Source organism: Pseudaquabacterium rugosum (assembly GCF_038066575.1).
GTDB lineage: Bacteria > Pseudomonadota > Gammaproteobacteria > Burkholderiales > Burkholderiaceae_C > Pseudaquabacterium > Pseudaquabacterium rugosum.
Map to the genome: position 1 here is coordinate 39,075 of NZ_JBBUTF010000006.1, position 25,947 is coordinate 65,021.

23 protein-coding genes are annotated in these 25,947 nt (G+C 70.2%); 11 read left to right on the plus strand and 12 right to left on the minus strand.

Features of this window, described 5'->3' with window-relative positions:
• Positions 1–136 precede the first annotated feature (136 nt).
• From AACH11_RS07600 to AACH11_RS07615, 4 genes are read right to left on the minus strand one after another with little or no spacing between them, the layout of a single operon-like run.
• Positions 137–1,117: a VOC family protein gene (locus tag AACH11_RS07600; RefSeq protein WP_341373608.1), complete on the minus strand. Its 981-nt coding sequence runs from the start codon at positions 1,115–1,117 to the stop codon at positions 137–139.
• Between the two features lie 43 nt (positions 1,118–1,160).
• Entirely contained in the window at positions 1,161–2,111 is a 951-nt protein-coding gene (locus AACH11_RS07605) for a fumarylacetoacetate hydrolase family protein (RefSeq protein WP_341373609.1), read from the minus strand.
• 54 nt (positions 2,112–2,165) lie between these two features.
• A complete protein-coding gene (locus AACH11_RS07610) occupies positions 2,166–3,878 on the minus strand; it encodes an FAD-dependent monooxygenase (RefSeq protein ID WP_341373610.1) in 1,713 nt (570 codons plus the stop codon).
• Between the two features lie 54 nt (positions 3,879–3,932).
• On the minus strand, positions 3,933–4,952 hold the full coding sequence (locus AACH11_RS07615) for a Bug family tripartite tricarboxylate transporter substrate binding protein (protein ID WP_341373611.1): 1,020 nt from the start codon (positions 4,950–4,952) through the stop codon (positions 3,933–3,935).
• A 115-nt stretch (positions 4,953–5,067) separates the two neighbouring features.
• Between AACH11_RS07615 and AACH11_RS07620 the strand changes: the two genes are divergently transcribed.
• The 10 genes from AACH11_RS07620 to AACH11_RS07665 all read left to right on the plus strand — a co-directional run bounded on the left by AACH11_RS07620 (position 5,068) and on the right by AACH11_RS07665 (position 15,713).
• Positions 5,068–5,961, plus strand: a complete 894-nt coding sequence (locus tag AACH11_RS07620) for a LysR substrate-binding domain-containing protein (RefSeq protein WP_341373612.1) — start codon at positions 5,068–5,070, stop codon at positions 5,959–5,961.
• 105 nt (positions 5,962–6,066) lie between these two features.
• Positions 6,067–7,143, plus strand: coding sequence for a Gfo/Idh/MocA family oxidoreductase (locus tag AACH11_RS07625; protein WP_341373613.1), 1,077 nt, complete (start codon positions 6,067–6,069; stop codon positions 7,141–7,143).
• A gap of 147 nt (positions 7,144–7,290) precedes the next feature.
• The gene (locus AACH11_RS07630) at positions 7,291–9,624 is read left to right on the plus strand and encodes a TonB-dependent receptor domain-containing protein (protein ID WP_341373614.1); all 2,334 of its coding nucleotides are present in this window, start codon (positions 7,291–7,293) and stop codon (positions 9,622–9,624) included.
• 25 nt (positions 9,625–9,649) lie between these two features.
• The gene (locus AACH11_RS07635) at positions 9,650–10,219 is read left to right on the plus strand and encodes an EF-hand domain-containing protein (protein ID WP_341373615.1); all 570 of its coding nucleotides are present in this window, start codon (positions 9,650–9,652) and stop codon (positions 10,217–10,219) included.
• Between the two features lie 5 nt (positions 10,220–10,224).
• Entirely contained in the window at positions 10,225–10,869 is a 645-nt protein-coding gene (locus AACH11_RS07640; protein ID WP_341373616.1) for a PepSY-associated TM helix domain-containing protein, read from the plus strand.
• Positions 10,870–10,897: 28 nt separating this feature from the next.
• Positions 10,898–11,428, plus strand: coding sequence for a DUF2271 domain-containing protein (locus AACH11_RS07645; protein ID WP_341373617.1), 531 nt, complete (start codon positions 10,898–10,900; stop codon positions 11,426–11,428).
• A gap of 47 nt (positions 11,429–11,475) precedes the next feature.
• Positions 11,476–12,330, plus strand: a complete 855-nt coding sequence (locus AACH11_RS07650) for a DUF4198 domain-containing protein (protein ID WP_341373618.1) — start codon at positions 11,476–11,478, stop codon at positions 12,328–12,330.
• A gap of 7 nt (positions 12,331–12,337) precedes the next feature.
• A complete protein-coding gene (locus AACH11_RS07655; protein ID WP_341373619.1) occupies positions 12,338–13,417 on the plus strand; it encodes an FAD:protein FMN transferase in 1,080 nt (359 codons plus the stop codon).
• Entirely contained in the window at positions 13,414–14,838 is a 1,425-nt protein-coding gene (locus AACH11_RS07660; protein ID WP_341373620.1) for a sulfite reductase subunit alpha, read from the plus strand. Before AACH11_RS07655 ends, AACH11_RS07660 begins: the two co-directional genes overlap by 4 nt.
• A gap of 239 nt (positions 14,839–15,077) precedes the next feature.
• A complete protein-coding gene (locus AACH11_RS07665) occupies positions 15,078–15,713 on the plus strand; it encodes an NAD(P)H-dependent oxidoreductase (RefSeq protein WP_341373621.1) in 636 nt (211 codons plus the stop codon).
• A 30-nt stretch (positions 15,714–15,743) separates the two neighbouring features.
• Here AACH11_RS07665 and AACH11_RS07670 read toward each other — a convergent pair whose 3' ends face one another.
• The 8 genes from AACH11_RS07670 to AACH11_RS07705 form a co-directional block, all read right to left on the minus strand.
• Positions 15,744–16,028 carry a hypothetical protein gene (locus tag AACH11_RS07670; RefSeq protein ID WP_341373622.1) on the minus strand — a complete coding sequence of 95 codons (285 nt, stop codon included), beginning with the start codon at positions 16,026–16,028 and terminating at the stop codon, positions 15,744–15,746.
• A gap of 39 nt (positions 16,029–16,067) precedes the next feature.
• Positions 16,068–16,580, minus strand: a complete 513-nt coding sequence (locus tag AACH11_RS07675; protein WP_341373623.1) for a hypothetical protein — start codon at positions 16,578–16,580, stop codon at positions 16,068–16,070.
• Complete coding sequence (locus AACH11_RS07680; RefSeq protein ID WP_341373624.1) at positions 16,562–17,269, minus strand: hypothetical protein; 708 nt, start codon at positions 17,267–17,269, stop codon at positions 16,562–16,564. Before AACH11_RS07680 ends, AACH11_RS07675 begins: the two co-directional genes overlap by 19 nt.
• 488 nt (positions 17,270–17,757) lie before the next feature.
• A protein-coding gene (locus tag AACH11_RS07685; RefSeq protein WP_341373625.1) for an IS5 family transposase occupies positions 17,758–18,557 on the minus strand; the annotation gives its coding sequence in 2 pieces (ribosomal slippage) (positions 17,758–18,230 and positions 18,230–18,557; 801 coding nt in all).
• A 6-nt stretch (positions 18,558–18,563) separates the two neighbouring features.
• Positions 18,564–22,661, minus strand: coding sequence for a PIN domain-containing protein (locus tag AACH11_RS07690; RefSeq protein ID WP_341373626.1), 4,098 nt, complete (start codon positions 22,659–22,661; stop codon positions 18,564–18,566).
• Between the two features lie 374 nt (positions 22,662–23,035).
• A complete protein-coding gene (locus tag AACH11_RS07695) occupies positions 23,036–23,647 on the minus strand; it encodes a DUF2145 domain-containing protein (protein WP_341373627.1) in 612 nt (203 codons plus the stop codon).
• Between the two features lie 22 nt (positions 23,648–23,669).
• Positions 23,670–24,587: an SPFH domain-containing protein gene (locus tag AACH11_RS07700; RefSeq protein WP_341373628.1), complete on the minus strand. Its 918-nt coding sequence runs from the start codon at positions 24,585–24,587 to the stop codon at positions 23,670–23,672.
• 100 nt (positions 24,588–24,687) lie between these two features.
• Positions 24,688–25,149 (minus strand): NfeD family protein, encoded by a 462-nt coding sequence (locus tag AACH11_RS07705; protein WP_341373629.1) that lies wholly within the window; start codon positions 25,147–25,149, stop codon positions 24,688–24,690.
• Positions 25,150–25,397: 248 nt separating this feature from the next.
• Here AACH11_RS07705 and AACH11_RS07710 point away from each other — a divergent pair, with 248 nt between their 5' ends.
• The gene (locus tag AACH11_RS07710; protein WP_341373630.1) at positions 25,398–25,919 is read left to right on the plus strand and encodes a DUF2867 domain-containing protein; all 522 of its coding nucleotides are present in this window, start codon (positions 25,398–25,400) and stop codon (positions 25,917–25,919) included.
• Positions 25,920–25,947: the final 28 nt, after the last annotated feature.

Genomic DNA, 25,947 nt, shown 5'->3' on the forward strand with positions numbered 1-25,947 from the left:
CGGCCGTGCCGGCACCGTCGGCAACGGAGTCCATCACATCCTCCAGGACGACGACAGCACGTGCCGACACGGCCATGCTCCAGCCAGAACGGGGCGGCAGGCGGACCGAGGCCAGCGATTCCACCAGGCAGGGCGGTCACCGCGCGGTGCTCGTGGCAGCCTCCGGATGGGTGACGAAGTCCGGCGGCAGCGCAGGCCCCCAGACATAGAAGGCATCCTCAGGCGCATGGTCGGCCGCCGGCCAGTCCAGGTCGGCCGGGATGTGGTCCATGTCGAAGCTGTACTCGACCCAGCCGCCCCAGGGGTCTCGCACGTAGTGGAAGTAGTTCGAGCCCAGCACGTGGCGCCCCAGCCCCCAACCGTCGACATGACCGGCCTGCCGCATGCCCTCGGCACCCAGACCCAGCTCATGGATGCTGCCGACCTCCCAGCTGCTGTGGTGCAGGCCCGGCGCCGACGAACGGGCCAGCGCGATCAGGTGGTGATCGCTGCCGTGGGCACCGTGCAGGAAGGCGATGCCGTCGCCGGCATGGTCCGACAGGCGCAGGCCCAGCACACCGGTGTAGAAGCCGCGCGCACGGCCAACGTCGGGGGTGAACAGCAGCAGATGGGACAGCCGCCGCGGCCGCACCCGGCCGGCCCGGCTGCGCGCCGGCGCGGCGCCCTGCCCCGGCGCCACGGCCACCCGGCTGGGCGGCGCCTTGACCGAGGGCGAGACCTTGTCGGCCACGCGCAGCTGCAGGTGCAGGCCGTCGGGCGCCTGCAGCCACCAGCCGCCGGCGTCGCGTGCCAGCGGATGCGGAGCGGCATGCAGCCGCCGCTCGTCGAGCCGGCGGGCGAAGGCGGCCTCATCCTCGGCGAACAGCCCCAGGCTCAGGTACTGCAGCCGCTGCGGGCCGGGCGCCTGCACCAGGCTGGCCCAGGCCTGGGGATGGCCGTGGGTGTACAGATCCAGGCAGGGCCGGCCAGCCTGCTCGCCGCAGGCCACGCGCAGGCCGAAGGCCTCGTAGAAGTCCCGCGCCTGGGCCAGGTCGGGCACGGTAAGGGTGTAGTGGTCGATCGAATGCACGGCGCACACGCCAGGGCGCTTGCTGACCGGCTCGGGTAGATGGGCCATCGCGGCAGACTCCTGCGGCAAGGCGGACACGGCGGGCACGCGCTCAGGCGACGGTCGGCCGGACATCGTCGCAGGCCTCCTCGGCCACGATCGGGTTGCGCAGCAGGCCGATGCGCTCGATCTCGACCTCGCACACGTCGCCGGGCTGCATCCACACCGGCGGCTGGCGCGCCAGGCCGACGCCGGACGGCGTCCCGGCGACGATCAGATCGCCCGGCTCCAGCGTGTGGGCCACGCTGAGCAGGCTGACCAGCGCGGCCACGTCGAAGATCATGTCGCTGGTGGTGACGCTCTGCAGCAGCTGGCCGTTCAGGCGGGTCTGCAGGCGCAGGCCACGGGCGCCGGGCGGCAGCTCATCGGCGGTCACCAGCGCCGGCCCGAAGGCGCCGCTGTCGTCGAAGTTCTTGCCCAGGGTCCATTGCGCGGACTTGAACTGGTAGTCGCGCACCGACGCGTCGTTGAACACCGAATAGCCGAGCACATGGTCCAGCGCGCGGGCCAGCGGGATGTGGCGGCCGCGCTTGCCGATGACGGCCACCAGCTCACCCTCGTAGTCGAGCTGGGGCGACACGCGGGGCCGCACGATCGGTGCTCCAGCGCCGATCAGGCTGGACGCATAACGCGAGAACACGGCCGGATAGGACGGCGGCTCGAAGCCGCTTTCCAGCGAGTGGTCGATGTAGTTCAGGCCGATGCAGATGATCTTGCCGGGCTGGCGCAGCGGCGGCAGCAGGGTCACCGCCTGCAACGGCAGCCGCTCGCCATGGGTCAGCAGACGGTCGGCGGCGCTGCGCAGGGCCGCGTCGCCCGCGGCCACCAGAACGTCGAGCGTGCCCGGGAAGGCCGCGGCATCGGCCCACAGCACGTGGGCGCTGGCGCCGTCGTCGTCGGCGCACAGCAGGCCCAGGCCGTCGACGGGCGTGGTCGGATGGGTGGCCGGATGGGTGGCGGTTGCGGGATCGTGCGCGGCGCGGCGGACGGTGATGAAACGCATCGAAGGTCTCCGTTCGGTTCGGATGGCGGGAAGAAGGGCGGCCGCCCGGGCCACTCAGGCCGGGAAGGCCGGCAAGGCCGATGGCAGGGCGGCGGGCGGCTCGGCCGCCGCCTGCACGCCAGTGGCCCGGGCCAGCACCGCGGCCGCGGGTGCATGGGCCGCACCGCGCCAGGCGATGTGGTGGTCCGGGCGCACCAGCACCGCCGGGGCGCCGTAGCGCTCGCGCGCGCCGGCATGGGGCCAGCGCAGCACCTTCAGCGGCAGGCCACAGTCCAAGGCCGCCTGCTCCCAGGGCAGCGACGGCGCGTCGTCCAGCAGCAGCAACGTGAAGTCGCGGCCGAAGTGGTCGAGCAGCGAGTTGCCGTCGGCCAGCGGCCAGTGCGGCGCCCGGGCCCCCGGATAGCCCGAGGGCTGGTAGCGGTTGGGATCGTCGGGCGGCGGCGGGCCGTCCTCGGCCGCGACGACGGGGCTGCCCGCATAGCACACGCCCAGCTGCAGGCCGGGGATGTTGAACTCGCGCGCGCCGTGGGCGGCCAAGGCCAGGGCCAGGGCCTCGCGCGCCTGCACCCCGGCGGCGCCGTCGGCCGTCACCTCGGCGGCCACCAGCAGGCGGCCGATGCTGTCGGCCATCGCCCGGGCGAAGCCGGTGTTGCGCAGCGCCATCGGGCGGCGCTCGGCCTCGTAACTGTCCAGCAGGGTCTCGGGCGCCCGGCCCTGCAGCACCAGGGCCAGCTTCCAGCCCAGGTTGACCACGTCGTCGATCGCGGTGTTGTAGCCCATGCCACCGGTGGGCGTGAACAGATGGGCCGCGTCGCCGGCCACCAGCAGACGGCCGGCGCGGTAGCGCTCGGCCACCAGCGCATAACCGGCCGTCCACGGCGTCAGGGCCAGCACTTCGGGCGCCAGGTCGTGCACCGCGGCAGCGCCGATCACGGCGGCCATTACCTGCGCCACGTCCACCCGCTCCACCGATTCGCCCTCGGCCAGCTGGATCAGCAGCACGAAGGTGTCGATGCCGTTGATCGCACACAGCAGGCCGCGCCGCTGCGGGTTGACAGCCCAGTACATCCAGGCCTGGGGCTTGCCCAGGCGGGCATACAGGCCCGGCGCCCGGAAGTAGATCGACAGCATCTGCCCGCCGAGGAACTCGCGCTTCTCGCCGCCCTGGCCGACGTAGCCCACGCCCATGGTCTGGCGCACCAGGCTGCGCGGGCCGTCACAGCCCACCACGTGGCGCGCGCGCAGGGTGAAGTCGCGGCCGTCGGCCAGCGCGCAGACGTCGACCTCGGCGCCGTGCGCCCCGTCGCGCACCGCCAGCGCCCGGTGGCCGAAGCGCACCTGCACCGACGGATGGCTCTCGGCCTGGGCCTTGAGCACCGGCTCGATGTACATCTGCTGGGCGCGGTGGGGCAGCTCGGGCGTGGCCCAGTCCTGGGCGCCGTAGTCGCCCAGCGTGGCCTGGGCAGCGGCGTCGGCCGCGCACGGGATCTGGAAGCGGGTCAGCTCGTGGCCGGCCAGCTGCGTGCAGTAGACGACGTCCTGCGGATGACGCGGCGGCAGGCCCAGTGCGCGGATCTGGTCGGCGAAGCCGCGCCGGCGGTAGTGCTCCATCGTGCGGGCTGAGGTGGCGTTGGCCTTGGGCAGCACCGGGGAGGAGGCATCCTCCTCCAGCACGGTGCAGGCCACGCCGCGGCAGCCCAGCTCGATGGCCAGCATCAGGCCGGCCGGGCCGCCGCCGATGATGGCGACGTCGGTGTCGAAGTCCATGGCAGGCTCCGGAAGATTGGAAATGACGGTGGACATGAGGTGCCGGTGCGCGCTTCAGTCGAGCGTGAGCTTGAGCCGCTTGATCACTTCGGCATAGCGCGCGCCATCGGCGCGCATCAGCTCGCTGACCTGGCTGGCCGGGCCGGGGCTGGCGACGAAGCCGAAGCCGGCATAGGCGGCCCGGGCCTCCGGCTGGGCCAGCACCTCGTTGACGGCGCGGTTGATCTCGTCGACCACCGCCGCGGGCGTGCCGGCCGGCGCCATCAAGGCCACCCAGGTCTGGGCCTCCAGGCCCTTGGGACCGCCGGCCTCCTCCAGCGTGGGCACATCGGGCTGGGCCGGTGAGCGCACCTTGTCGGCCACGGCCAGATAGCGCAGCCTGCCAGCCTTGACCAGCGGCCCGGTGGTGGCCAGCGAGCCCAGCGCCCAGTCCACCTCCTGCGTGGCCACCGCGCTGTAGAGCGCGGCCGTCTCCTTGAACGGCACATGCAGCATGCGGGTGCCGAGCGCCGCATCCAGCCGGGCCGAACCCAGCTGGATCGGCCCGCCCACCGCGTTGGAGCCGTAGCTGAAGCGCCCGCCCCGCGCCGCATCGGCCAGATCGCGCCCGCTGCGCAGCGGGCTCTGGCTGGAGACGGTGACGAAGAAGGCCGCCTTGTAGAGCACGGCCACCGGCACCAGCTCGGTCTGCGGGTCGTAGGCCAGGTTGCGGAACACCAGCGGATTGATGGCGAGGTTGCCCACATCCACCACCACCAGCTCATTGCCACTGGGCGACAGGCGCTTCATCGCGTTGATCGCCAGCACGCCGGCCGCACCGGGCTTGGGCTCGACCAGCACCGGCTGGCCCCAGCGCGCGCCCAGCCGGGCCGCCAGCAGCCGGGCCACGGCATCGGGCCCGCTGCCAGCCGGAAACGCGCTGGTGATGCGCGTCGGCGCGCTGCGCACCGTCTGGGCGCTGAGCGGCGCGGCAGCGGCCCACAGGCCGAGGGCACAGACGGCGATCCGGGTCGCCGCCCGCCGGCGGCTGGGCCGTGTGCTGCGCCGGTTCAGGGGCGGATTGAGGGCGGTCATCGTGTCTCCATCGGATGTCTCTGGCATCGGTCTGATGCGGTGACACCCATGCTAGGAAGCCGAAGCGATGACGGGGAGAATGCAGTTTTCACCCAGCGATGCCTGAGACTCATCAGTGCCCAAGCTTCACCACCTGCGCGACTTCGTTGCCATCGCCCGCACCCGCAGTGCGCGCGCCGCCGCCCGCAGCCTGGGTCTGACCCAGCCCGCCCTCACCCGCAGCCTGCAGGAACTGGAGGCCGAGATCGGCAGCCCGCTGTTCGAGCGCCATGCGCGCGGCATGCGGCTGACCCCCACCGGCGAGCGCTTCCTGCTGCGCGCCCAGACCGCACTGGAGGAGGTGAGGCGCGGCCTGGAAGAAGCCCGACAGGGTCGCGGCGAGATGGACGGCCAGGTCAGCGTGGCCCTGTCCAGCGCGCCGGTGCTCGGGGAGCTGGCCGCGGCCTGCGCCGACTTCCGGCGCGAATGCCCGCGCATCAAGCTGCGCATCGTCGAAGGCCTGTTCCCGGCGGTTGAGCCCGCGCTGCGCGACGGCCGGCTCGACTTCTACCTCGGCCCACGACCCGAGCGCGAACTCGGCCACGCCTACCGGGTGGACCTGGTCTACCGCAACGAGCGCGTGGTGATGGCCCGCCGCGGCCACCCGCTGGGTGGGACCCGCCGTCTGGCCGATCTGCTGGACGCACAGTGGATCGTCACCGGCCTGCGCGAACGGCTGGAACAGGAGTTCGAGGAGCAGTTCGCCGCCCTTGGCTTGCGCAGCCCGGCGGTGCACACGGTGGTGGAATCGATGCTGGCCTTGCTGGCTCTGCTGGAGAGCTCGGACGCGCTGGCCTTCTTGCCGCGCCAGTGGGCCGAGTCACCGTACTTCAGCAGGCTGCTGGCGCCCCTGCCGGTAGAAGACCGGCTGATGGGCCCGGACATCGTCCAGGTCAGCCGCGCTGCCCTGCCGCTGACCCCGGCGGCCGAGCGGCTGTCGCTGCTGCTGCAGCGGGCAGCCGCCACGTGATGGAAATTAATTTCCTCATATCAATCAATAGAAATCATTTTTCAACTTGGTAGACTGCCGTACGATCCACGATCAGGCTTGGCCCGACAGGCCCGAGGCATCCACATGACCGCTCTACCATTGGCTGACCCACCGGACCACCGCCCCTCTCGCCCCCTGCGCATCGGCGTCGTCGGCTACGGCGTCGGCGGGCGCCTGTTCCACACGCCCTACATCGCGGCCGTGCCGGGCTTGACGCTGGTGGGCGTGGTGACGGCCAACCCTGACCGCCAAACCGAGGTGCGCAGCGACTGGCCCGGTGTGCCGACCTTCGACGACCTGGCCGCGCTGCTGGCCCACGGGGTCGATCTCGTCACCATCACCACGCCGCCGCACACCCGCCGCGCGCTGGTGCTGCAGGCCCTGGCCGCCGGCGTCCACGTCATCGCCGACAAGCCCTTCGCGCCCAGCGCGGCCGTGGCCCACGAGATGGCCGCGGCCGCCCGCCAGGCCGGCCGCCTGCTCGGCGTCTTCCACAACCGCCGCTGGGACAGCGATGCGCGCACCGTGCAGGCCGTGCTGGCCAGCGGCCGCCTGGGCGAGATCTGGCGCGTGGAATCGCGCTTCGAGCTGGACCAGCCCGAGACGCTGGAGGCCGGCCCCGACGGCGGCCTGCTGCGCGACCTCGGCACCCACCTGGTCGACCAGATGATGTGGCTGCTGGGCCCGGTCCACAGCGTGCACGCCGAGCTGGACCATGTGGACCGGCCCGCCGGCCGCACCGACGCCGGCTTCTCGATCCATCTGCAGCACCGCAGCGGCGTGCGCTCGCACGTGAGCGCCGGCAAGCTCAACCGCCACGTCGAGAAGTCCTGGCGCGTCTACGGCAGCGGCGGCAGCTACATCGCCAGCGGCACCGACGTGCAGACCCAGGCCCTGCTCAGCGGCCGCCGCCCGGCCGACGAGGGCCCGCGCTGGGGCCACGAGGACGCCCGGCTGTGGGGCACATTGAACACCGCGGACGGCCGCGAGACCGTGCCCTCGGCCCGCGGCGCCTACCAGGACTACTACGCGGCCTTCGCCGCCGCCGTGCGGGGCGAGGGCCCGCTGCCCGTGACCGCCGAGGAGGGCGCCGCGCTGCTGGCGGTGCTGGACGCGGCGCGGGTGTCGGCACGGGAGGGACGGGTGGTCACGCTGGGCTGATGGGCTGATGGGCAGGGTCACGCCCGGCTGACCCCCCACGATCGTCGGGAGAAACCCAGGGTCTTCCTGCGGTCATTGGATGTATTGCGAATCATTCGCACTTACGATCCGCGACCTCATCCGTCACCGCATCCGACCCGCCGTCCCATGAACCAGGATCCACAAGGGCGCCTCGCCCTGGGCCGTCTCACGCTCGCCATCAGCATGGCCCTCGGCAGCACGCTGGCTGCCGCCCAGACGGAGGGCACGGCCGCGGCCGGCACCCCGGCCGCCGTGCCCGAGCAGACCCTGCCCACGCTGCAGGTGCGCGCCCGCACGGACCAGGCCGCCGCCCCCGCCGACCGCAGGACGATCGCGCTCGACGCCCAGGCCCACGCCCGCACGCTGCAGGACGTGGTCGCCGAGCAGCCGCTGGTCAGCGCGCCGGGCGTCGGCGTCGGCGCCTCGCGCAACAAGAGCCGCTTCGACCGCGGCGGCAGCACCGGCTACAACGTGCGGGGCCTCGAAGGCAACCGCGTGGGCATGGACCTCGACGGGGTCGAGCTGCCCGCGGCCAGCACCCGGCCCTACGTCAGCCGGGCCGGGCTGGGCAGCTTCGGCGTCGGCCGCGACCAGATCGATCCGGAGCTCTACACCCGCATCGAGATCGATCCCGGCGTCAGCGGCGCAGCCCGTGAGAGCGCCGGCCTGGGCGGCTCGGTGAGCTTGCGCACCAAGTCGGCCGAACCCTTCCTGCAGGGCGACCGGACGCGCCACCTCAGCGTCAAGCTGGGTGGCGACACGGTCGACGGCTCGACCCAGGCCGCCATCACCGCGGCCGGCCGCTCCGGGCCCTGGGACGGGCTGCTGGTGTACTCGCGACGTGAGGGGCGCGAGACGGACAACCACTCGGCGACCACGCCCGCCAACCCGGACGACTGGCGCTCCCATGCGCTGCTGCTCAAGGGCGGCCTGAAGGCGGGCCAGGACCACCGTCTGGTGCTGTCGGCCGATCTCTACCAGCGCGCCAACGCCTCGGCCTGGGACACGCTGGGCACCACCGGCACCGCGGTGGCCAGCCAGTCGACGCAGGACAGCGACACGCGCCGCGCCACGCTGCAGCTGCAGCACCAGTGGACGCTGCCCGAAGGCCACCTGATCGACGGCCTGCAGACCCGGCTGTACGTGCAAGGCGCCCGCACGCAGGACGCGACGGACACGCTGACGCTGTCCTCGGCCCTGAGCACGCACGATGACACCGGCACCCGGTCGCGCATGCGCGGCCTGTCGTCCACGGCGGACAAGCGCATCGGCGCGCACCGGCTCAGCATCGGCCTGAGTGCTGCCGCCGAAGATGCGGAGCGTCCCTGGACGGTCAGCGGCGTGGTCACGCCGCAGCCCGACAGCCGCACGCGCCGGGTCGGCGTCTTCGTGCAGGACGAGATCAGCCTGCTGGATGGCGGCCGCCTGCGCCTGACGCCGGGTCTGCGCGTCGACCATGTGGAGACCGAGGCCCGCAACCTGGAGGCCTTCGCGTCCAGCGGCCTGTCCGCCAGCGGCGCGCAGGCGCTCTACGGCCGTCCGTCGCGCCACACGCTGGTAAGCCCCAGCCTGAGCCTGGTCTACGACCTGACGCCCGGACTGAAGGCCCATGCCGGCATCCGCCAGAGCCACCGGGCACCGGGCGCAGGCGAGCTCTACGGCTCCTGGAACAATGGCTCCAGCACCGCCTCCTACCACCTGGTGGGCAACACGGCGCTGCAGCCCGAGAGCGGACGCACCGTCGATGTCGGCCTCGCCGGCCATCCGGCGGCCGGCGTCACGCTGTCGGCATCCGCCTTCCACAGCCAGTACGAGGACTTCATCGCCTACACCCGCTACACGCGGGCGGGCCAGCCGGCCCTGTTCACCGGCCTGCCCTCGACCATCACCATCCTGTACCAGGCCGAGAACCGCGACGAGGCCACGATCTACGGCGTGGAGACCGCGCTGCGCCTGGACCACGGCACCTGGACACCCGCACTGGCCGGCGTCTACACCACCTGGGCCATGGGCCTGAGCCGCGGCAGCTCCAGGTCCAGCTATGCCGGCGACCAGGACGTGGCCCTGGACAGCGTGCAGCCCGACAAGGCGGTGATCGGCGTCGGCTACGACGCCCCCGAGAAGACCTGGGGCCTGCGCCTGAGCGGCACGCTGGCCCGCGCCAAACAGGCCGTGGCGACCAACCGCGAAGCCTATGCCAACAGCGGCACGGACCTGACCGCATCGACCACCGCCTTGTTCCGCACGCCGGGCTACGGCGTCTTCCACCTGGCCGGCCACTGGCAGATCGACCGCCAGTGGCGGATCGATGCCTCGGTGCGCAACCTCGGCGACAAGCGCTACTGGGATTACGCCAGCGTGCGCTCCCTGCAGCCCTCGGTGGCGGCCGACCAGCGCGACATCGAGCTGCTGACGGCGCCCGGCCGCAGCGTGGCCCTGTCGCTGAGCGGCGTGTTCTGACGCCCGGACCGAGGAGACCCCCATCATGCATGAAGCCCCCCTGCGCCGGCCGGCCCGCACCGTGACCCGACCCCTGATGATGTCCGTCATGCTGGCGGCCGCCGGCCTGATGCTGGGCGCCTGCGGCACCCCGGCATCGACCGCCGGCCACACCGCCACCGCGACGGACGGCCACAGCCGCGCCGCCTTCATGGCCGCCCATGACACCGACCGCGACGGCACCGTCACGCGGGCCGAGTACGACGCGGTGCGCCACCAGCGCTTCGCCGCCGGCGACCGCGACGGCAACGGCGTGCTCGACGAAGCCGAGTACGTCGCCGAGTTCGAGGCCCGCCTCAAGCGCCAGTACCTGGACGAGCAGCGCGAGCCCGACGCGCGCTACGAACGGGCGATCCGGCAGGCCCATGTGCGCTTCGCGCTGGTCGACCGCGACCGCGACGGCCACTACACCCGCGAGGAAGACCAGGCCGCCGCCGCCCGCACCTTCCGCGGCCACGACACGAACGCCGACCAACGGGTCGACCGCCTGGACCCGCTGCCGCCGCCGCGCCGACCGGCAGCGGCCGATGCGGACGCGGACGCTGGACGCCGCTGAGCCCGATGCCTCCCTCCTCGGCCCCCGGGCGGGCGCGCTGGCTGCGCACGCTGCACCAGTGGCACTGGATCAGCTCGGCGGTGTGCCTGATCGGCATGCTGCTGTTCGCGCTGACCGGCATCACCTTGAACCATGCGGCGGACATCCCGGCGCGTGCCGACGTGCAGCTGCGCCAGGCCCGCCTGCCGGACGATCTGAGGCGCACATTGAGCCGCGCGGCCACGCAGGATGAGGGTGACGACAGCCGCCCGCTGCCACCGGCCCTGCGCGACTGGCTGGCCACGCAGCTGCAGCTGAGCGCGGAGGCGCTGTCCGCGCAGGAGGCCGACTGGTCGCCGCAGGAGATCCAGCTCTCGCTGCCGCGGCCAGGCGGGGATGCGTGGCTGCGCATCTCGCTGGACGACGGCGCCGTCGTCCACGAGCGCACCGACCGCGGCTGGATCGCGCTGCTCAACGACCTGCACAAGGGCCGCCATGCCGGGCCGGTCTGGCGCGGCTTCATCGACGTCTTCGGCGTCGCCTGCCTGGTGTTCTCGGTCAGCGGCCTGCTGATCCTGCAGCACCACGCCGGCCACCGTGCGGGCACCTGGCCGCTGGTCGGCCTGGGCCTGGTGCTGCCGCTGCTGCTCGTCATCCTGTTCATCCACTGACCTGGCGGCCTGCCGCCGCCCGACCCTCATGAGCCTTCCGACCTGGTCCCGCCGCCTTCCCGTGGCCCTGGCCGCCGCCGGCACCGCCTGGCCGGCCCTGGCTGCGGATCTGACGCTCAAGCTCGAACTGCCGCGGCTGGACGTGGCCGAATATCACCGCCCCTACGTGGCCATCTGGCTGGAGCGGCCCGACCAGAGCTTCGCCGGCAACCTGGCCGTCTGGTACGACATCAAGCTGCGCAACCAGGGCGGCACCAAGTGGCTGAAGGATCTGCGCAGCTGGTGGCGCCAGAGCGGACGCGAGCTCACCCTGCCGCTGGACGGCCTGAGCACCGCCACACGCGCCCCCGGCGAGCACAGCCTGACGTTCGCCGGCACGCGCGCGCCACTGGCCGGCCTGCCCGACGGCGACTACCAGCTGGTGGTCGAAGCGGCCCGCGAGACCGGCGGGCGCGAGCGCGTGAAAGTGCCGTTCCAGTGGCCGCCCAAGGCCGCCGCCACCGCCCAGGCCCGCGGCCGCGAGGAGCTGGGCGGCGTCAGCCTGCAGCTCAAGCCATGAGCCTGTACGCCCGCCCCGCCGCCCTTCCCTGTCCGACGCACCGATCGATGATGCCCCTGCCCGCTCCCCGACCCCGATCCCTCCGTGGCCGCCACTTCGCCCTCGCGGCCTTGCTGGCCCTCGGCCTGCCGCTGTCCGGCCACGCCCACCGCGTGTGGCTGCTGCCCTCGGCCACCGTCCACGCCGGCCAGGATCCCTGGCTGACGGTCGACGCGGCCGTCTCCAACGAGCTGTTCTCCTTCGAGCACGTGGCGCTGCGCCTGGACGGCCTGAGCATCACCGCCCCCGACGGCCGACCGCAGACCGTGACCCACACCGCCCAGGGCGCGCTGCGCAACACCTTCGACCTGAAACTCACCCAGCCCGGTACCTATCGCATCGCGGTGCTCAGCGACCAGCTGATCGCCAGCTTCAGGTCGCAGGGCGAGCCGCGCCGGCTGCGCGGCACGGCCGAGAGCCTGGCCCGCGAGATCCCCGCCGACGCCCAGCAGCTGAACGTGACGCGCTCGCTCAGCCGCGTCGAGACCTTCGTCACCGCCGGCCGGCCGTCGACCCAGGCGCTGCAGCCGGTGGCCACCGGGCTGGACCTGCAGACCCGCCCACACCCCAACGATCTGCAGGCCGGCAGCCCCGCCACGCTGCGCTTCACGCTCGATGGCCGACCGGCGGCCGGCCTGAACGTGACCGTGGCCCTGGGCGGCAAGCGCTATCGCGACCAGCCGGTCGAGATGCAGCTGACGACGGACGCCCAAGGTGAGGTGCAACTGACCTGGCCGCAGGCCGGCATGTACTGGGTGCAGGCCCTGCCGCCGCGCGACGAGAAGAACGCGCCGGTCGGCACGCTGGCCGCGCCCGTGCGCCGCGCCAGTTATGCCGCCACGCTGGAAGTCCTGCCCCCGTGACCGGCCCATGGCGCTGACCGAGACCCGGGCCGCCGCACACCGCCCGGCGGCCCCCCCCCGCGTGCTGCTGCCCCTGCAGGCCACGCCGATGGCGCCACCCGCGCTGGGCCTGGTGCGCCAGCAGCGGGGCGGCCACACCATGGGCACCCACTGGCAGGTGCAGTGGTACGGGCCGGAGCACGCACCCGCCGGCCCGCACCTGACCGCGGCCCTGCAGCAGGTGCTCGACACGGTGATCGCCCAGATGAGCCCCTGGCAGGCCGACACCGTCATCAGCCACTACAACCGCGCGCCGGCCGGCCGCTGGGTCGAGCTGCCCGAGGACTTCCTGACGGTGCTGCGCTGCGCCCTCACCATCGCCGAGGACAGCGACGGCGCCTTCGACCCCTGCGCCGGCCCGCTGGTCGATGCCTGGGGCTTCGGCCCCGGACCACGCCACGACGCCCCCGGCTTCCGCCCGCCGGATGCCCGCGACCGGGCCCGCGCACAGGCCGCCGCGCCGCACGGCAGCTGGCGCCGCCTGCGCCTGGACGGCACGCGCCTGCTGCAACCCGGCGGCATCCGGCTGGACTTCTCGGCCATCGCCAAGGGCCATGCGGTGGACCGTCTGGTGCAGACCCTGCAGGCGGCCGGCATCGCCCACGCCCTGGTGGACATCGGCGGCGAGCTGCGCGGCATCGGCCTGCGCGGCGACGGCCAGCCCTGGTGGGTCGGCCTGGAGGCACCGCCCGCGGCACACGCCGATGCCGGCGGGCCCACACCCACCCGCATCGGCCTGCACGGCCTGGCCGTGGCCACCTCGGGCGACTACCGCCGCTGCTACACCGACGCCGACGGCCGCCACCGCGCCCACACCCTCGACCTGCGCACCGGCCAGCCGGCCGACCACGGCGTGGCCTCGGTGAGCGTGGTCCATGCCTCGTGCATGCAGGCCGATGCCTGGTCGACCGCGCTGATGGCCCTGCCCTGGCCCGAAGGCCTGGCACTGGCCCGGCTGTACGGCCTGGCCGCGCTGTGGCGGCTGCGCGATCCTGCCGGCGGGCTGCATGAACAGCTCAGCCCCGCCCTGGCGGCGCTGGCCGCATGAGCCCCGACCGGCTGGCCGCCGCGGCCGCGGTCCTGGTCAGCTATGGCCTGATGTGTGCGGCCATCCTGCGGGCCCACCGACAGCGCGCCCGAGCGGCCGAGGCCCGGGCCCGATCGCTGGCCCGATCCCCAGACCCGGTGTCGACCACAGCCCCCGCGGCCCCCGTGCAGCCGCCACTGCGCGTGGCCCATGCGGGCCAGAGCGGCCAGGCCGAGGCCCTGGCCACGCAGGCCGCACAGGCCCTGCATGCGGCCGGACGACCGGTCACGCTGCTGACGCTCGGCGCGCTGCAGGCCCCGGCGTTGCGCGACGGCGGCCCGCTGCTGATCGTCGCCAGCACCGCCGGCGAGGGCGATCCACCCGACAACGCGGCAGCCTTCGCCCAGGACGTGATGGCCCACCGCCCCCGGCCCGACCTGCAGGGCCTGGACTACGCGGTACTGGCGCTCGGCGACCGCCGCTACGCCCGGTACTGCGCCTTCGGCCACGCGCTCGACACCTGGCTGGCCGAATGCGGTGCCCACCGCCTGTTCCCGCGCATCGATGTCGATGCCGGCGATCCGTCGGCGCTGGCCGCCTGGCAGCGCCAGCTGCAGACCCTGGGGGCCGCGCCGGCGGACCCGGCACACCCGTCTCCCACCGCCGCCCCCTTCCAGCCCTGGCGCATCGTGCAACGCCGGCACCTGAACCCCGGCAGCGCGGGCGGCCCCTGCTTCCACCTGGAGCTGGAGCCGGCCGAGGGCCCCCCGCCCCACTGGGAGCCCGGCGACCTGCTGCAGCTGCACGTGCCCGAAGAACCGGGCCGCCCGCGCGACTACACCATCGCCTCCGTGCCCGCGGACGGCCGCGTGCATCTGCTGGTCCGCCAGCAAGGCCGGGCGGACGGCCGCAGCGGCCTGGCCTCCGGCTGGCTGACCCGCCACACCGCCCCCGGCGACACCCTGCCGATGCGTGTGCGCGCCCATGCGGGCTTCCGCATCGGCGGCAACCGCACGCGCCCGCTGGTGCTGATCGGCAACGGCACCGGCCTGGCCGGCCTGCGCGCCCACCTCCGGGCCCGGGCCGGCCACCCGGCAAGCGGCCAGCTCGCCGCACCGGCCTGGCTGCTGTACGGCGAACGCAGCGCCGCCCATGATGACCATTACGCCGAGGAGCTGGCGCAGTGGCAGGCCAGCGGCCTGCTGCGCGAGCTCGACCGCGTCTACTCCCGCGACACGCCCCAGCAGCCCTATGTGCAGCACCGCCTGCGCGAACGCGCGCCACGGCTGCGCCAGTGGCTGGAAGCCGGGGCCGCGATCTACGTCTGCGGCAGCCGCCAGGGCATGGGCCAGGCGGTGCACGGGGTGCTGGAAGAGCTGCTCGGCCACGCCGGCCTGCAGGCCCTGAGCGCGGCCGGGCGTTACCGGAGGGATCTGTACTGAGGCCGGAAGCGCCGCTGGCTCGGCGCACCGGCCGCCGTGCCGGCCCGCGATCAGCCCTGGACCGTTCCGGTCGCGTCTGCAACACGCCCGACGGATGGCCCTTGCGCGCCAAGGTCTTGCGCGGCGACAGGACCCCGATGACGCCGGAACGAAACAATGCCGGCGAGGGCTGGCACCCATGCCGGCCCGTGGTGTTCCATCGCCCGCCGCGGCGGGCCTGCCCTTTCGATGACTGCCCCATGGATCTGCTGAACCTGCTGAACTGGCGCTACGCCACCAAGAAATTCGACCCCACCCGCGCCGTGCCCGAGGCGGCGGTGGAACGCATCACCGAGGCGGTGCGGCTGACGGCCTCGTCGTCCGGCCTGCAGCCCTACCAGCTGCTCGTGGTCACCAACCCCGAACTGCGCGAACGCATCCGCGCCGTGGCCTGGAACCAGGCGCAGGTGACCGAAGCCTCCCACCTGCTGGTCTTCGCGGCCTGGGACAACTACACCGCCGAGCGCATCAACCGCGCCTTCGACCTCGTCAACGAACAGCGGGGCTTCCGCAACGAGGGCTGGGAGGCGTATCGCCAACAGGTCCTGGCCAGCTACGTGCCGCGCGACCCCGAAGTCAACCACGCCCACGCCGCCCGCCAGGCCTACATCGGCCTGGGCAGCGCGCTGATCGCCGCCGCCGCCGAGCAGGTGGACGCCACGCCGATGGAGGGCTTCGACCCCGCACAGGTCGACGAGATCCTGGGCCTGAAGGCCGAGGGCCTGCGCAGCGTGATCCTGCTGCCGCTGGGCTACCGTGCCGCCGAAGGCGACTGGCTGGTGAACCTGAAGAAGGTGCGGCCGGCGCGGGCGGATTTCGTCAGCGAGCGGTGTTGAGGGTCAGCAGGCCCTGCCATCCGCCGCCGTTCACCGCCCGCAGCCGTCGCGCCGGCACGCGCCCAGCGCCTGCGTCTGGCTCGATGGCTGAAAGAAACTGACGGCGGTGGTCACCACGTTTCCATCGCGGGTGGTGAAGTTCAGGCCGATCTCCGCATGGACGGGGGTGACCAGGCTGGCGCCCGGCGTGAGGGCGGGCAGCTGCGCCCGGGTCGCGCCGCGGTCGGGATAGCCCCAGCGGATGCTGCCGCTGGACGGGAAGCGCCGGCCCTGCGCGTTGGCCTGGCCCTGGACGATGGCGTAGGCCTCGGACAAGCCGAGCACACCACCGTTGGGCAGGACGCCCGGAGCGGACTAGGTGGCGTCGACGGCCAGGGCCGACTTCGACCGCACGGCGCTGGCGATGTCCTCGGGCGGGCTGGACAGGGCCGTGAAGGACGGGAAGCCGGCGGCCAGCGCGGCCGCGCTGTAGGGCAGATGCTTCAAGGTGGCGGTGTAGGTGGCGATCGGCACCTTGCCGGCCTGGCCATTGACGGTCTTCCAGCCGTCATCGGCATACACCGTGAAGGTGTAGATCCCGCCGGCCACCAGTCCGATGCTGTCGAAAGCCGCATCCGCATCGCCGACCGCGAGATAGCCGTGGGCGCCCCAGGTGCTGCCTGAAGCGCCGTTGCGCACGCAATCGGCCTGGCTGGCCTCGGCATAGCCGCCAGCGGCGGTGCGACAGACCCGGAAGGCATCGGTGTCCTGCGCGTCCACCTCATGGCCGGTCTTGCCGTCCAGCAGCGGGTCATCGCGCAGGATCCGCGGCGACAGCAGCTTGAAGACCGCCGGCTGACCATTGACGGTCAGCCCGGGGCCGGACACGGTGGCATAGTGGCCACACGCCCCGGATCGGAAACCAGCAGACCGATGTACCTGGAATAGCCCACGCCCGGAGACAAGGAGGCCCCCGTGTCCAGAGCGTGGTACTCGGTCCGGACGTTGCGCGCATGGACCGACACCCGCACCACCCGGCGGTTGCCGTGGAAGCGCCACTCGGCACGGCTCTCCGGCGTGGCGCAGGGCGCGCCGTTCAGCAGCGTGCTGCCGGCGCTGCTGCCGTGGATGAGCGTCTCGCGGTTGGCCACGTTCACCGTGCCGTCGGCATGGTGGATGTCGTACTGGACATCGACCTCGTGCCGGCTGCTGCCATCGCCGTTGGTCAGCGTACGTTGGGCCAGCACCACCAGGTTGTGCCGGGTGCTGCCGATGAGGTAGCCCCGACCGTCCACCGCCTGTGGGTCGGCATCGAAACCCGCGACGAACGCGGCCTTGGTCCAGCCGTCATTCAGATAGCACGCATCGTGGTGGGCGTACATGGCCGCTCCGCTGGACGGCAAGGCCGTGGCTCGGTCCGCGTCCAGGCGGGCGATGAATGCGCTGACCTCGGCGACCAGGGCCGCGTTCTGCCCCGGGTCGACGGTCATATCGCCGGTGCCGCCCCCACCGCCGCCGCAGGCCACCAAGGCCGTGCAGACGCCCACCGTCCACAGCCGCTTCGTGTCGATCCGCATGGCTGTTCCCTCCCTGTGTCCGAGCCATTGCTGCCGCGCCCCCCGGCGCGGGTCTTCCGGCACCCTAGCATCGGGGCCCCGGAAGCCAGACGATCACGCGCAAACCGTGCGGCTCACGGCCTCGGGACGTCATCCGTCGAGAGGATGGCAGCGCCTGACCTGATGGACCTGCACCCGCCCAGCCCGGCCGCCGTTCGTCAGGGCCGCGGCGGTGGGGGGGCTGACGGCTGTCATGGGGAGAAAGACTCACGCACGGGATGTCTTTGGCTGCTTCAGACTGATGGCGGTCGCTCGCTTGCTCGGCTATCAGTGACCACTAACGACCCTGAAGCGACATCCAGATTCCAGATCGCGCAGTCTCGAACCGGACCGTCAGGCCGCTGCGCTTTGCGGCGACTCCGGTTCAGTTTTTGCCTCCTCAGCGCGTTCATCCGCTTCGTAGGCGAGGGGCAACATCAATGCTTGACTGCTGCTTAGAGCCGCTAACATTACCCAGAAAGCGAACGCATGCAGATGATGCAGCAAGCAAGCGACAGAAGCGCCACATGAGTGGCGATTTGACGCTCGAACCGGATCCGCAGCTTGCCGAAGGCTGCCAGCCAGGCATGCGTGCGTTCCACCACCCAGCGATGCTTGCCCAGTCGATCGTTGCGTTCGATACCCTTGCGGGCGATCCGCGCCTGGATGCCGATCTTGCGCAGGTGCTGCCGACATCGCATGAAGTCGTAGCCCTTGTCAGCATGCAATTTTCGCGGCCATCGCCTTGGTCGTCCGCGCTTTCCCGGGACAGCCGGTAGCGCGTCAACCAGCGGCTCGAAGACGATCGAATCGTGGCGATTGGCTCCGGTGACGCAGAACGTCAATGGGATGCCGTTGACGTCCGTGATGAGGTGCCTCTTGCTGCCGAGCTTGCCCCGATCGGTCGGGTTGCGCCCCGTGTACTGCCCCCCCGGGGGCTGGAGACCGAGGCTCCATCAATGCTGACTCGACTCAGGTCCAGTCGGTCGGCGGCCCGCAACTTGGCCAGCAACACCAGATGCAACTGGTGCCAGACACCACTGGCCTGCCACTCGCGCAGCCTTCGCCAGCAGGTCATTCCACAGCCGAAGCCCAGCTCTTGCGGCAGGTCCTCCCAGGCGATACCCGTGCGCAGGACGAACAGGATGCCGTTGAGCGCCTGCTCGTCGGACACACGGGGCCTCCCGCCTTTGGGTGAAGGTTGGTGCTTCGGCAGCAGCGGCTCGATCTGTGCCCACAGTGCTCCGCTGACTTCTTTCCTTCTGGCCATCGCCTCTCAACCGCTCAATCTGGACCTCAGATGAGAGGTAATGTTAGCCGCTCTTAGCGTGGTCGTGCCGCCTCCGACTTGAAGGTCTTCTCCTGGCGACGCTTCTACGTGCTGGATAGGTGGCTCCACCGGATCCTTCGCTTCCCCATCGAACGTGAGATACGGAGGCTGCATGCACATCAACGCACGCAGCTTTATTGCTCGTCGACGCGGCGGCGAACTGGCGAGCCGTACGGCTGCCTCAATCGCCTTCCCGAGGACCTTGGCGTAGACACGCCTACGTGCCTGCCTGTAGCCCTCGACACGAGAGTACGGTATGGAGGAACCGTTGCTCTTGAGTGCCATGCCGCTCGCAAAATCAAGCGCGACCTTCAAGAGTTCCTCCTGATTACAGTGCGGGTGTCGGAGGCTCGCTTCGACGATGTGACCCATGAGCTCCGCAAACGCCTTGAACTGAGTGGGGTGCCGCGCTTGCAGTTCGAGGAACTCGAACGCAACAGAAACCGCCGACACAAGCTCAGTGGAGCTGGAGGCCAGGTAGTCCTTGAACCGCTGAAGGCCCTCAGTTAGCGCGTAGCCTCCTTGTAAGCACATGAACACCAAGTCGTACGAGCCTAGCGAGACGAAGCTGCGATTCCGCAGAAACATTCGAACGACAGCGTAGGAGTATTGCTGGTGCGTCAGCTTCCCTCGTTCTCCGGCGTACCGGAGAACCTCCTGCGGCCACACCGACTTGAGCTTCGCCGATACGAGGCCGAACTGGGCGAGTCGCCCGTCAACGGTGAACAGGGTCGCGTTCCTCTCCGCAGTCAATAGCAGTGCAGCGAGTTCCTCGTCTTCGAGTACGTCCTGCGCTCGCTCCAGGTCTGCTGGAAGCTCTTCCGGTCCATAAGCAGGAACCATCACACAGTGCTGTCGGACCGCGTCAACCATGGTTTGAATGAACGCAGTCTGCTGCTCCCTGTCCTGGTTCGTGTACTCGACAAACCGCATCGTGCCGTTGTCATCGAACATCTGCCCGCCGGAGCGCTCGAGCTTCGCCTCTTCGAGTCGAGCTTCGAGAGTCTCAACGGCCTTCGTAGAGATGTAGACGCGAGGCAGCGCCGCCAGAGCGGCAAGGCAGTCAAGTGAAGCCAGCTCGGCAACGGTCGCAGCATCAACAACATACTCAGCGTCGGGCCGTTGGAGCAATTCGACGGCAGCCTCCCGTTGCTCCTTGGTACCAGCGCACACAAACAAGGGAGGTGCGTCAGACGGCCACCCAGCAACCATGTCGAGCACGCTTCGCCCGATCAGCTTGCCCAGAATTCCCAGCGTGATGGGGTTGTCCGCATAGCCCTGAAGCGCTCGCCGTGAGTGCTCAGACTGCCGCTTCAGCATGGCGTGCACGTGGCTAAAGTCGACGCCTTTGTCTGTCCTCGGGACAGGCACGGACATCAACGGCAGGTCCGAAGCAATCGGCGAGTTGACCCGTTCCTGCGCGATGCGAAGCAGCCGCCGGAAGATGCTTGTCACCCCTTCGACAACGAAGCGCTGTTCGGTTCCGAATGGCCCGGGCAGAGAGACTTGCTGGCCCACGGCCACGCCCAGTAGGCTGCGGGCTACGTCATCGGACGGGGCGACCATGCCTCCCCGGGCTGGGAGGTCCAGCAAACCCTCCGGGTCCAGCGAAAGTGTCACCGTCTCGCCCAATTCGTTCTTGAGCGTCACGACTGCCCCAGGCTGAACTTCCGACAGTTCCTCGTCCATGAACGGAAGCTCTTGAGGCCCGGCCACGATGGCGATGAAGTAGGCTGAGGCTGCGTCTACATCGTCGAGGTTGCGACGAAACATGCCATACAGCCGCAGCATGCCGGTCTCTTTGCGGCCGAAACGGAGCTCAAGGGACGCAACCTGAGCAAGAAGTCTTGGTGGCCCTGACAACTGGGCCGGTACCGACTCAAGCGCATAGTGGAATCGGGCCATCTTGCGCATCTTGAGGTCAAGCGCGAGACGTAGCAGCCAGCCGCCGGCCTCCTGTGGCCGCCGCTCGCAATGCAACTCAGCAAGGGGAACCAGAAACTCCCAGTCCGATGCCTGCTGCCCTAGTTCAATCGCGAGGCTCAATGCTCGCTCGTCGCTTGTCCAGGTGTCTGGAAACGACAAGACCAGTTCCTTCGCCTTGCGCAGCGCGCCTGTGCGCACATAGCAGCGAAGCAGCCGGTTGTGGAGCTCGGAGTGCTTGCCGCGTGGGGCAAGTAGCTCGTACTGACGCGCGGCAAGCTCCAGCTTGTCCGTGGCGAAGAGCAGATCCGCGAGCAAGAGTCGCTCTGCCGGAGCAGTGTCCTTTGACACAAGGGTGCAGGCCTTCTCAATCGCCGCATCGGCTGCCACTTCATCTTTACCCGCATGCAGTATCCGGGCGCCGCCACATATGACGGCGAGGCTGTCTGAGTTCGCAACATCCGCTGCCTTGACCTCCGTCAGCGCTTGCTGCTTGCGGGTGCCTGAGCGCCAAAGAGCGACCCACCGCATAGCGCGCAGAAGGTGTGGAACCTCTACCTGCTGGTAGCCGTTTCGCGTCACCAACGCCTGCACGGCCTCGACCAGCTGAACGTCGCCTACACCAGAGGCATACTCCGCGACCAGAATTAACGCCTCTTCCTCAAGGTCGTCCAGCCACTCCCGACCAAGCTGGACAAACTCGTCTGAGCGGTCCAGTCGACGATAGGCTTCTAGTGCGACGCGTTTCAGCCGAGGTGTCAGCACGCCGGCGTGTCGTGCCTCATTGACAAGGGCCAAAGTCTCATCAGGCGTACCCAGCACAAGGTAGCTGTAGCCAAGGTGCACCAGCGTGTCTTCGACTGAGCCCGGCGATTGCACCGCCCAAACACGGTCTTTTCGCGGTGTGAGCGCCTCGACGGCCCGCCTGAGCGCGGTGATTGCTGCTTCGCCCACCAAGCCATGTGCGACCTTTACGGGGTCGCTGGCAACTGCCTCGAGTGCCAGCACCAGCGCCGTGTTCCTGACAAAAAAGGCAGCGTTCGGCTTGGCCAATGCTTTAGCGCTCAGCTCGACGGCGCCAGTTAGGTCTCCGGCCTTCTTCCGCGCCCACGAAACGAGCTGCAGCACATCGCAGTTGTCGCGCATCGCGGCCGGTGCATCAGCGAGCGCTAGGATGTTCCCTTTGACCATCCTGGCATTGGCATGGGCAATCCAGACGTGCACTGATGCGGGATACCTTGCGAGTGCCTCATCCCCTGCGGCCAGTGCCTCGTCGACCTTGTCAGTGAAGAGTAGGCCTCTGACCTTCGCCGCTGCGATTATCTCGTCGTCGGGATACAGCTCGGTGGCGCGAAGGAAGTCAGGGGCGGCAGCAGCGCCGCTCTCTAGATGCCACGTGCAGACGCCCCGCTGCACGTACCAGCGCGCCTGCTGGTGAGCATCGAAGAGCGACATGTCGGCGCCGATACGCTGCAAGTCTTCAATGGCATCCTTGAACCTTGCGGCTCGAAGCACGTCGTTGACGGCGTCAAGTTGCGAAGTAAGGAACTTGTTGACCGAGTCGGCGCGGCCGCTGGGCAGGCCCGTAAGAACTTCCAGCTTGGAGTAGATGCTGAGCAGGTTCGCCTCAATCCCTGCGTTCTGCTCATCCAAGCGGTGAAAGACGGCGCCAGGTGCATTTGGAGCGTAGTCATTCTGGAGCTTCGAACTGCCGCGAATGTGCCGGCAGAGGTCCTGCCAAAACTCAATCTTGATCGGATACTGCCCCTCAGCCACCCTGGCATCGGACAGGCCCTGCACTTCCCGCAGGAGCACCGCATCACTCGTTGCAGTGGTAGCGACGATGAGGCGGACGATTGGGGTGTTTGCCTTGTCGGCTTCGGAGACCTCGTGCTCTACGTGCTTGAACTTCAGAGCACCGTCTGCGTACCTCTTGCACTGGACGCCGAGCCGGCCTTCTGGCGCGTCGATGAACACATCGATGCCGCCCTGCTTCTGGCCCCGACGCCCGTTCGTCTGCGGCAATGGGTCATTGAAGACGGTCCCGTAGATTCGGGCGCACATGTCTTCGAAGGCCCCATCGTCGGTGGGCTTCGAAATTTCGAACTGCACGTTGTGCATCTTCCTCCCAGCGGGCGTGACAACGGGTCCAGCCAGGCCCGGTCAGCGAACAGATAGTGGGAATCTTACTTTGGCAAGCCGCCCTCAACCCCACGAGCTGTCCGCGGCCGACTTCCTTGATGCAGTCTGTCGCCGGCGCCCGCTCCTGGCCGACAGCGGTCCCTTCGATGAGGTGCCGCGAATGACCGCAACCGCTGCAAAGCAGTCGCTCTTTCGGCATGGCACAAGGCGCATGTAGCGCCCTGGTAGCTTGCAGCCAACACGCAGAATCAACAGCTTCTGCAACGACCGTTCAGCAGGCCAGGAGAGCACCGCCGAGTGCAACCGCCTGCGTCGAAGCCTGCTGACCTGCCCCCAGAAAAGCCCAGCTCACCTCACCGCAGCGCCTGACTCGGCGACGGCAACTCGGCCGCCGCCGTCGGCCGCACCGTGAAGCTGTTAGCTCCCTGGTCGTACTGGCCGAGGTAGCGGGCGATGGTCTCGAAGGTGGCCGTCACCGGCTCGCCCTCCTGGTCGGCCAGCGAGACCTCGCGGGAGAACAGGCTGCCGAGGGTCAGCTTCAGCGGGCTGACATTGACCTTCTGCGCGGTGAAGTACTTGCGGTTGGCCGTCTTGATGGTCTGCACGTCGCCGGTCTGGTAGACGGCCGACTGGATCACGTCCAGCGTGAACTCGGTGCAGTTCTGCCGCCCCAGCGTGTAGGGGTTGGCGATCACCGAACAGGCGGGCTCATGCAGGGTCTGGTAGCGCGGCGAGGTGATCACGTCGAGCAGGCGCTGCTGCAGCGTCGGCGAGGGGATCAGCACGCCGGCCTCCAGCTCCACGGCGCCGGAGAAGAAGTCCACCGGGTAGTCGACCACCAGCCCGCTGACGTCGGGCCGGCCGTCGAGCTGGTAGAGGTTGTGGATGGCGTAGCCCAGATGCTTCTGGCCATCCGAGGTCTGGATCTCGGAATAGACGGCGAAGGCGATGTGGGTGTAGTGCATGCCCTCGGGCAGTTCGGATGCTTCACGGCTCGCGCGCCGCCCCACCCTTGAACAAGGCCATCGCCGTGCCGATCAGCGTCGAGACCTCGCCCATGTGGCCGGGCACGATCATCGTGTTGTTCTTCTGCGCCAGCTGGCCGTAGGCCTCGACCGCCTTCTCGGCCACCTTCAGCTGCACCGCCTGCTCGCCGCCGGGCTGCTGGATGGCCGCGGCGATCTTGCGGATGGCCTCGGCCGTCGCCTCGGCCACCGCCTCGATGGCGGCGGCCTGGCCCTGGGCCTGGTTGATGTCGGCCTGCTTCTGGCCCTCCGAGCGCGCGATGAAGGATTCGCGCTCGCCGGTGGCGATGTTGATCTGCTCCTGCTTGCGGCCCTCGGAGGCGGCGATCAGCGCGCGCTTCTCCCGCTCGGCGGTGATCTGGGCCTGCATCGCGTGCAGGATCTCGGCCGGCGGGGTCAGGTCCTTGATCTCGTAACGCAGCACCTTGACGCCCCAGTTCAGCGCCGCCTCGTCGAGCGCGCTGACGACCTGGGCGTTGATGATCTCGCGCTCCTCGAAGGTGCGGTCGAGCTCCATGCGGCCGATCACGCTGCGCAGCGTGGTCTGCGCCAGCTGGGTGATGGCCAGCTGGTAGTTGCTGGAGCCGTAACTCGCGCGTTTGGCATCCGTGACCTGGTAGTACAGGATGCCGTCGACCTGCAGCTGGGTGTTGTCCTTGGTGATGCAGACCTGGCTGGGCACGTCCAGCGGGATCTCCTTGAGCGAGTGGCGATAGGCCACCTGGTCGATGAAGGGGATCAGGATGTTGAGACCCGGCGACAGCGTGGCGTGGTACTTGCCGAGCCGTTCGACCACCCAGGCATGCTGCTGCGGCACCACCTTGAGCGAGCGGACGACGAACACACCGACGACAATCAGCAGAATGAAGGCGATTTCCATCGGAGAAGCTCCTGTTGGCGGAAGTCAGGGGACGCGGGCGGCCGGACGTGGCGCGCGCTGGCGTGCCCGCGGCGGGATCATGGGTGGCGGAATCCGGGGTTCAGGCCGGTGGCGGTACCAGCTGCAGCTCGGCGCCATGGACGGCCGCGATCACCAGCGCGCCGGGCACCGCCGCACCGAGGCCGGCCCAGCGCACGGCCCAGTCTGCGCCACGGTAGCGCACGCGCGCCGTGCCCTCGGGCGACCAGGCGGCCACGTGCACGTGCTGGCCGATGTCGGGATGGATGTCGGGATCGGCCTCGGCCGCTTCGGTCGCCAGGCCGACGGGCGCAGCCGGCGCCGTGCCGGCCCGGCGCCGGTACCAGGACCGGCAGACGGCGACACCGACGGCCGCCACCACGGCGGCGAGGCCCAGTTGCACGGCAAGGTCAGCGCCGGCATGGGCCGCCAGCGCCCCGGCGGCAGCGCCGCCGGCCAGCACCAGCAGGTAGAAGGTACCGCTGAGCATCTCGCCGATGGTCAGCGCCCCGGCCGCGATCCACCACAGGGTCGAGGTCTGCATCCTGCACGCCCTCCTGACGATCGACCGTGCGACCGGCGGGCTGCCGGCCCCTTGTTCAGCGACCGTTCACCGAAGAGTGTAGTGAGGGGTGGATGACGGTCCGATGTCGGCGATCAAGCAGAGGCCCGGATGTCCACCGGTGTGAGGATGGCGGCGGATCATGCTGGTCACCTCTCCGAGCGCCGGTGGCCGGATGGCACACTCGGACGGCCTCATGCACGGCCCGCACCACGGACACGCCCACCCCCATGCCCACCGAAGTCCCCGTTCCGCCCGGCAGCGCCGCCGAGTCCCTGGTCATCGGCACCGACTTCCACGACAGCTGGGCCGAGACTGCGGCGCAGCCCGGCCTCTCCGCACTCGGCCAGTTTCTGAGGTGCATGGCCCTGACCCCGCGCTGGGTCGAGCGCTGCATGGCGCTGCGCAACCGGGCCGTCGAACTCGTCGGGCTGCAGAACCTCGGCGGACTGGGCCATTTCGACCGCAGCCGGCCCGAATCCGGCTACCGGCCCGGCGACCGCATCGGCATCTTCACCCTGCGCTCGGTCACGTTCGAGGAAGCGGTGTTCGGCATCGACGACACGCACCTCGACGTGCGGCTCTCGGTGCATCGCCACGAGCCCGCCGCGGGCCGGGTGCAGGTCACCATCACCACGGCGGTCAAGATCCACAACCGGCTGGGCCGGCTCTACATGATCCCGGTCAAGCCCATGCACCGGATCATCGCGCCGACGGTGCTCAAGGCCGTGGCCCTGCAGCCACGGCCTTGAGCCTGCACGGACGGCCCGGGCGCCCCGG

Excerpts from the sequence above, each read along its gene's own strand:
- AACH11_RS07600 (WP_341373608.1), bottom strand. The coding sequence starts at position 1,117 with ATGGCCCATCTACCCGAGCCGGTCAGCAAGCGCCCTGGCGTGTGCGCC.
- AACH11_RS07605 (WP_341373609.1), bottom strand. The coding sequence starts at position 2,111 with ATGCGTTTCATCACCGTCCGCCGCGCCGCGCACGATCCCGCAACCGCC.
- AACH11_RS07610 (WP_341373610.1), bottom strand. The coding sequence starts at position 3,878 with ATGGACTTCGACACCGACGTCGCCATCATCGGCGGCGGCCCGGCCGGC.
- AACH11_RS07615 (WP_341373611.1), bottom strand. The coding sequence starts at position 4,952 with ATGACCGCCCTCAATCCGCCCCTGAACCGGCGCAGCACACGGCCCAGC.
- AACH11_RS07625 (WP_341373613.1), top strand. The coding sequence starts at position 6,067 with ATGACCGCTCTACCATTGGCTGACCCACCGGACCACCGCCCCTCTCGC.
- AACH11_RS07630 (WP_341373614.1), top strand. The coding sequence starts at position 7,291 with ATGAACCAGGATCCACAAGGGCGCCTCGCCCTGGGCCGTCTCACGCTC.
- AACH11_RS07635 (WP_341373615.1), top strand. The coding sequence starts at position 9,650 with ATGCATGAAGCCCCCCTGCGCCGGCCGGCCCGCACCGTGACCCGACCC.
- AACH11_RS07640 (WP_341373616.1), top strand. The coding sequence starts at position 10,225 with ATGCCTCCCTCCTCGGCCCCCGGGCGGGCGCGCTGGCTGCGCACGCTG.
- AACH11_RS07645 (WP_341373617.1), top strand. The coding sequence starts at position 10,898 with ATGAGCCTTCCGACCTGGTCCCGCCGCCTTCCCGTGGCCCTGGCCGCC.
- AACH11_RS07650 (WP_341373618.1), top strand. The coding sequence starts at position 11,476 with ATGATGCCCCTGCCCGCTCCCCGACCCCGATCCCTCCGTGGCCGCCAC.
- AACH11_RS07655 (WP_341373619.1), top strand. The coding sequence starts at position 12,338 with ATGGCGCTGACCGAGACCCGGGCCGCCGCACACCGCCCGGCGGCCCCC.
- AACH11_RS07660 (WP_341373620.1), top strand. The coding sequence starts at position 13,414 with ATGAGCCCCGACCGGCTGGCCGCCGCGGCCGCGGTCCTGGTCAGCTAT.
- AACH11_RS07665 (WP_341373621.1), top strand. The coding sequence starts at position 15,078 with ATGGATCTGCTGAACCTGCTGAACTGGCGCTACGCCACCAAGAAATTC.
- AACH11_RS07680 (WP_341373624.1), bottom strand. The coding sequence starts at position 17,269 with ATGCGGATCGACACGAAGCGGCTGTGGACGGTGGGCGTCTGCACGGCC.
- AACH11_RS07690 (WP_341373626.1), bottom strand. The coding sequence starts at position 22,661 with ATGCACAACGTGCAGTTCGAAATTTCGAAGCCCACCGACGATGGGGCC.
- AACH11_RS07695 (WP_341373627.1), bottom strand. The coding sequence starts at position 23,647 with ATGCACTACACCCACATCGCCTTCGCCGTCTATTCCGAGATCCAGACC.
- AACH11_RS07700 (WP_341373628.1), bottom strand. The coding sequence starts at position 24,587 with ATGGAAATCGCCTTCATTCTGCTGATTGTCGTCGGTGTGTTCGTCGTC.
- AACH11_RS07705 (WP_341373629.1), bottom strand. The coding sequence starts at position 25,149 with ATGCAGACCTCGACCCTGTGGTGGATCGCGGCCGGGGCGCTGACCATC.
- AACH11_RS07710 (WP_341373630.1), top strand. The coding sequence starts at position 25,398 with ATGCCCACCGAAGTCCCCGTTCCGCCCGGCAGCGCCGCCGAGTCCCTG.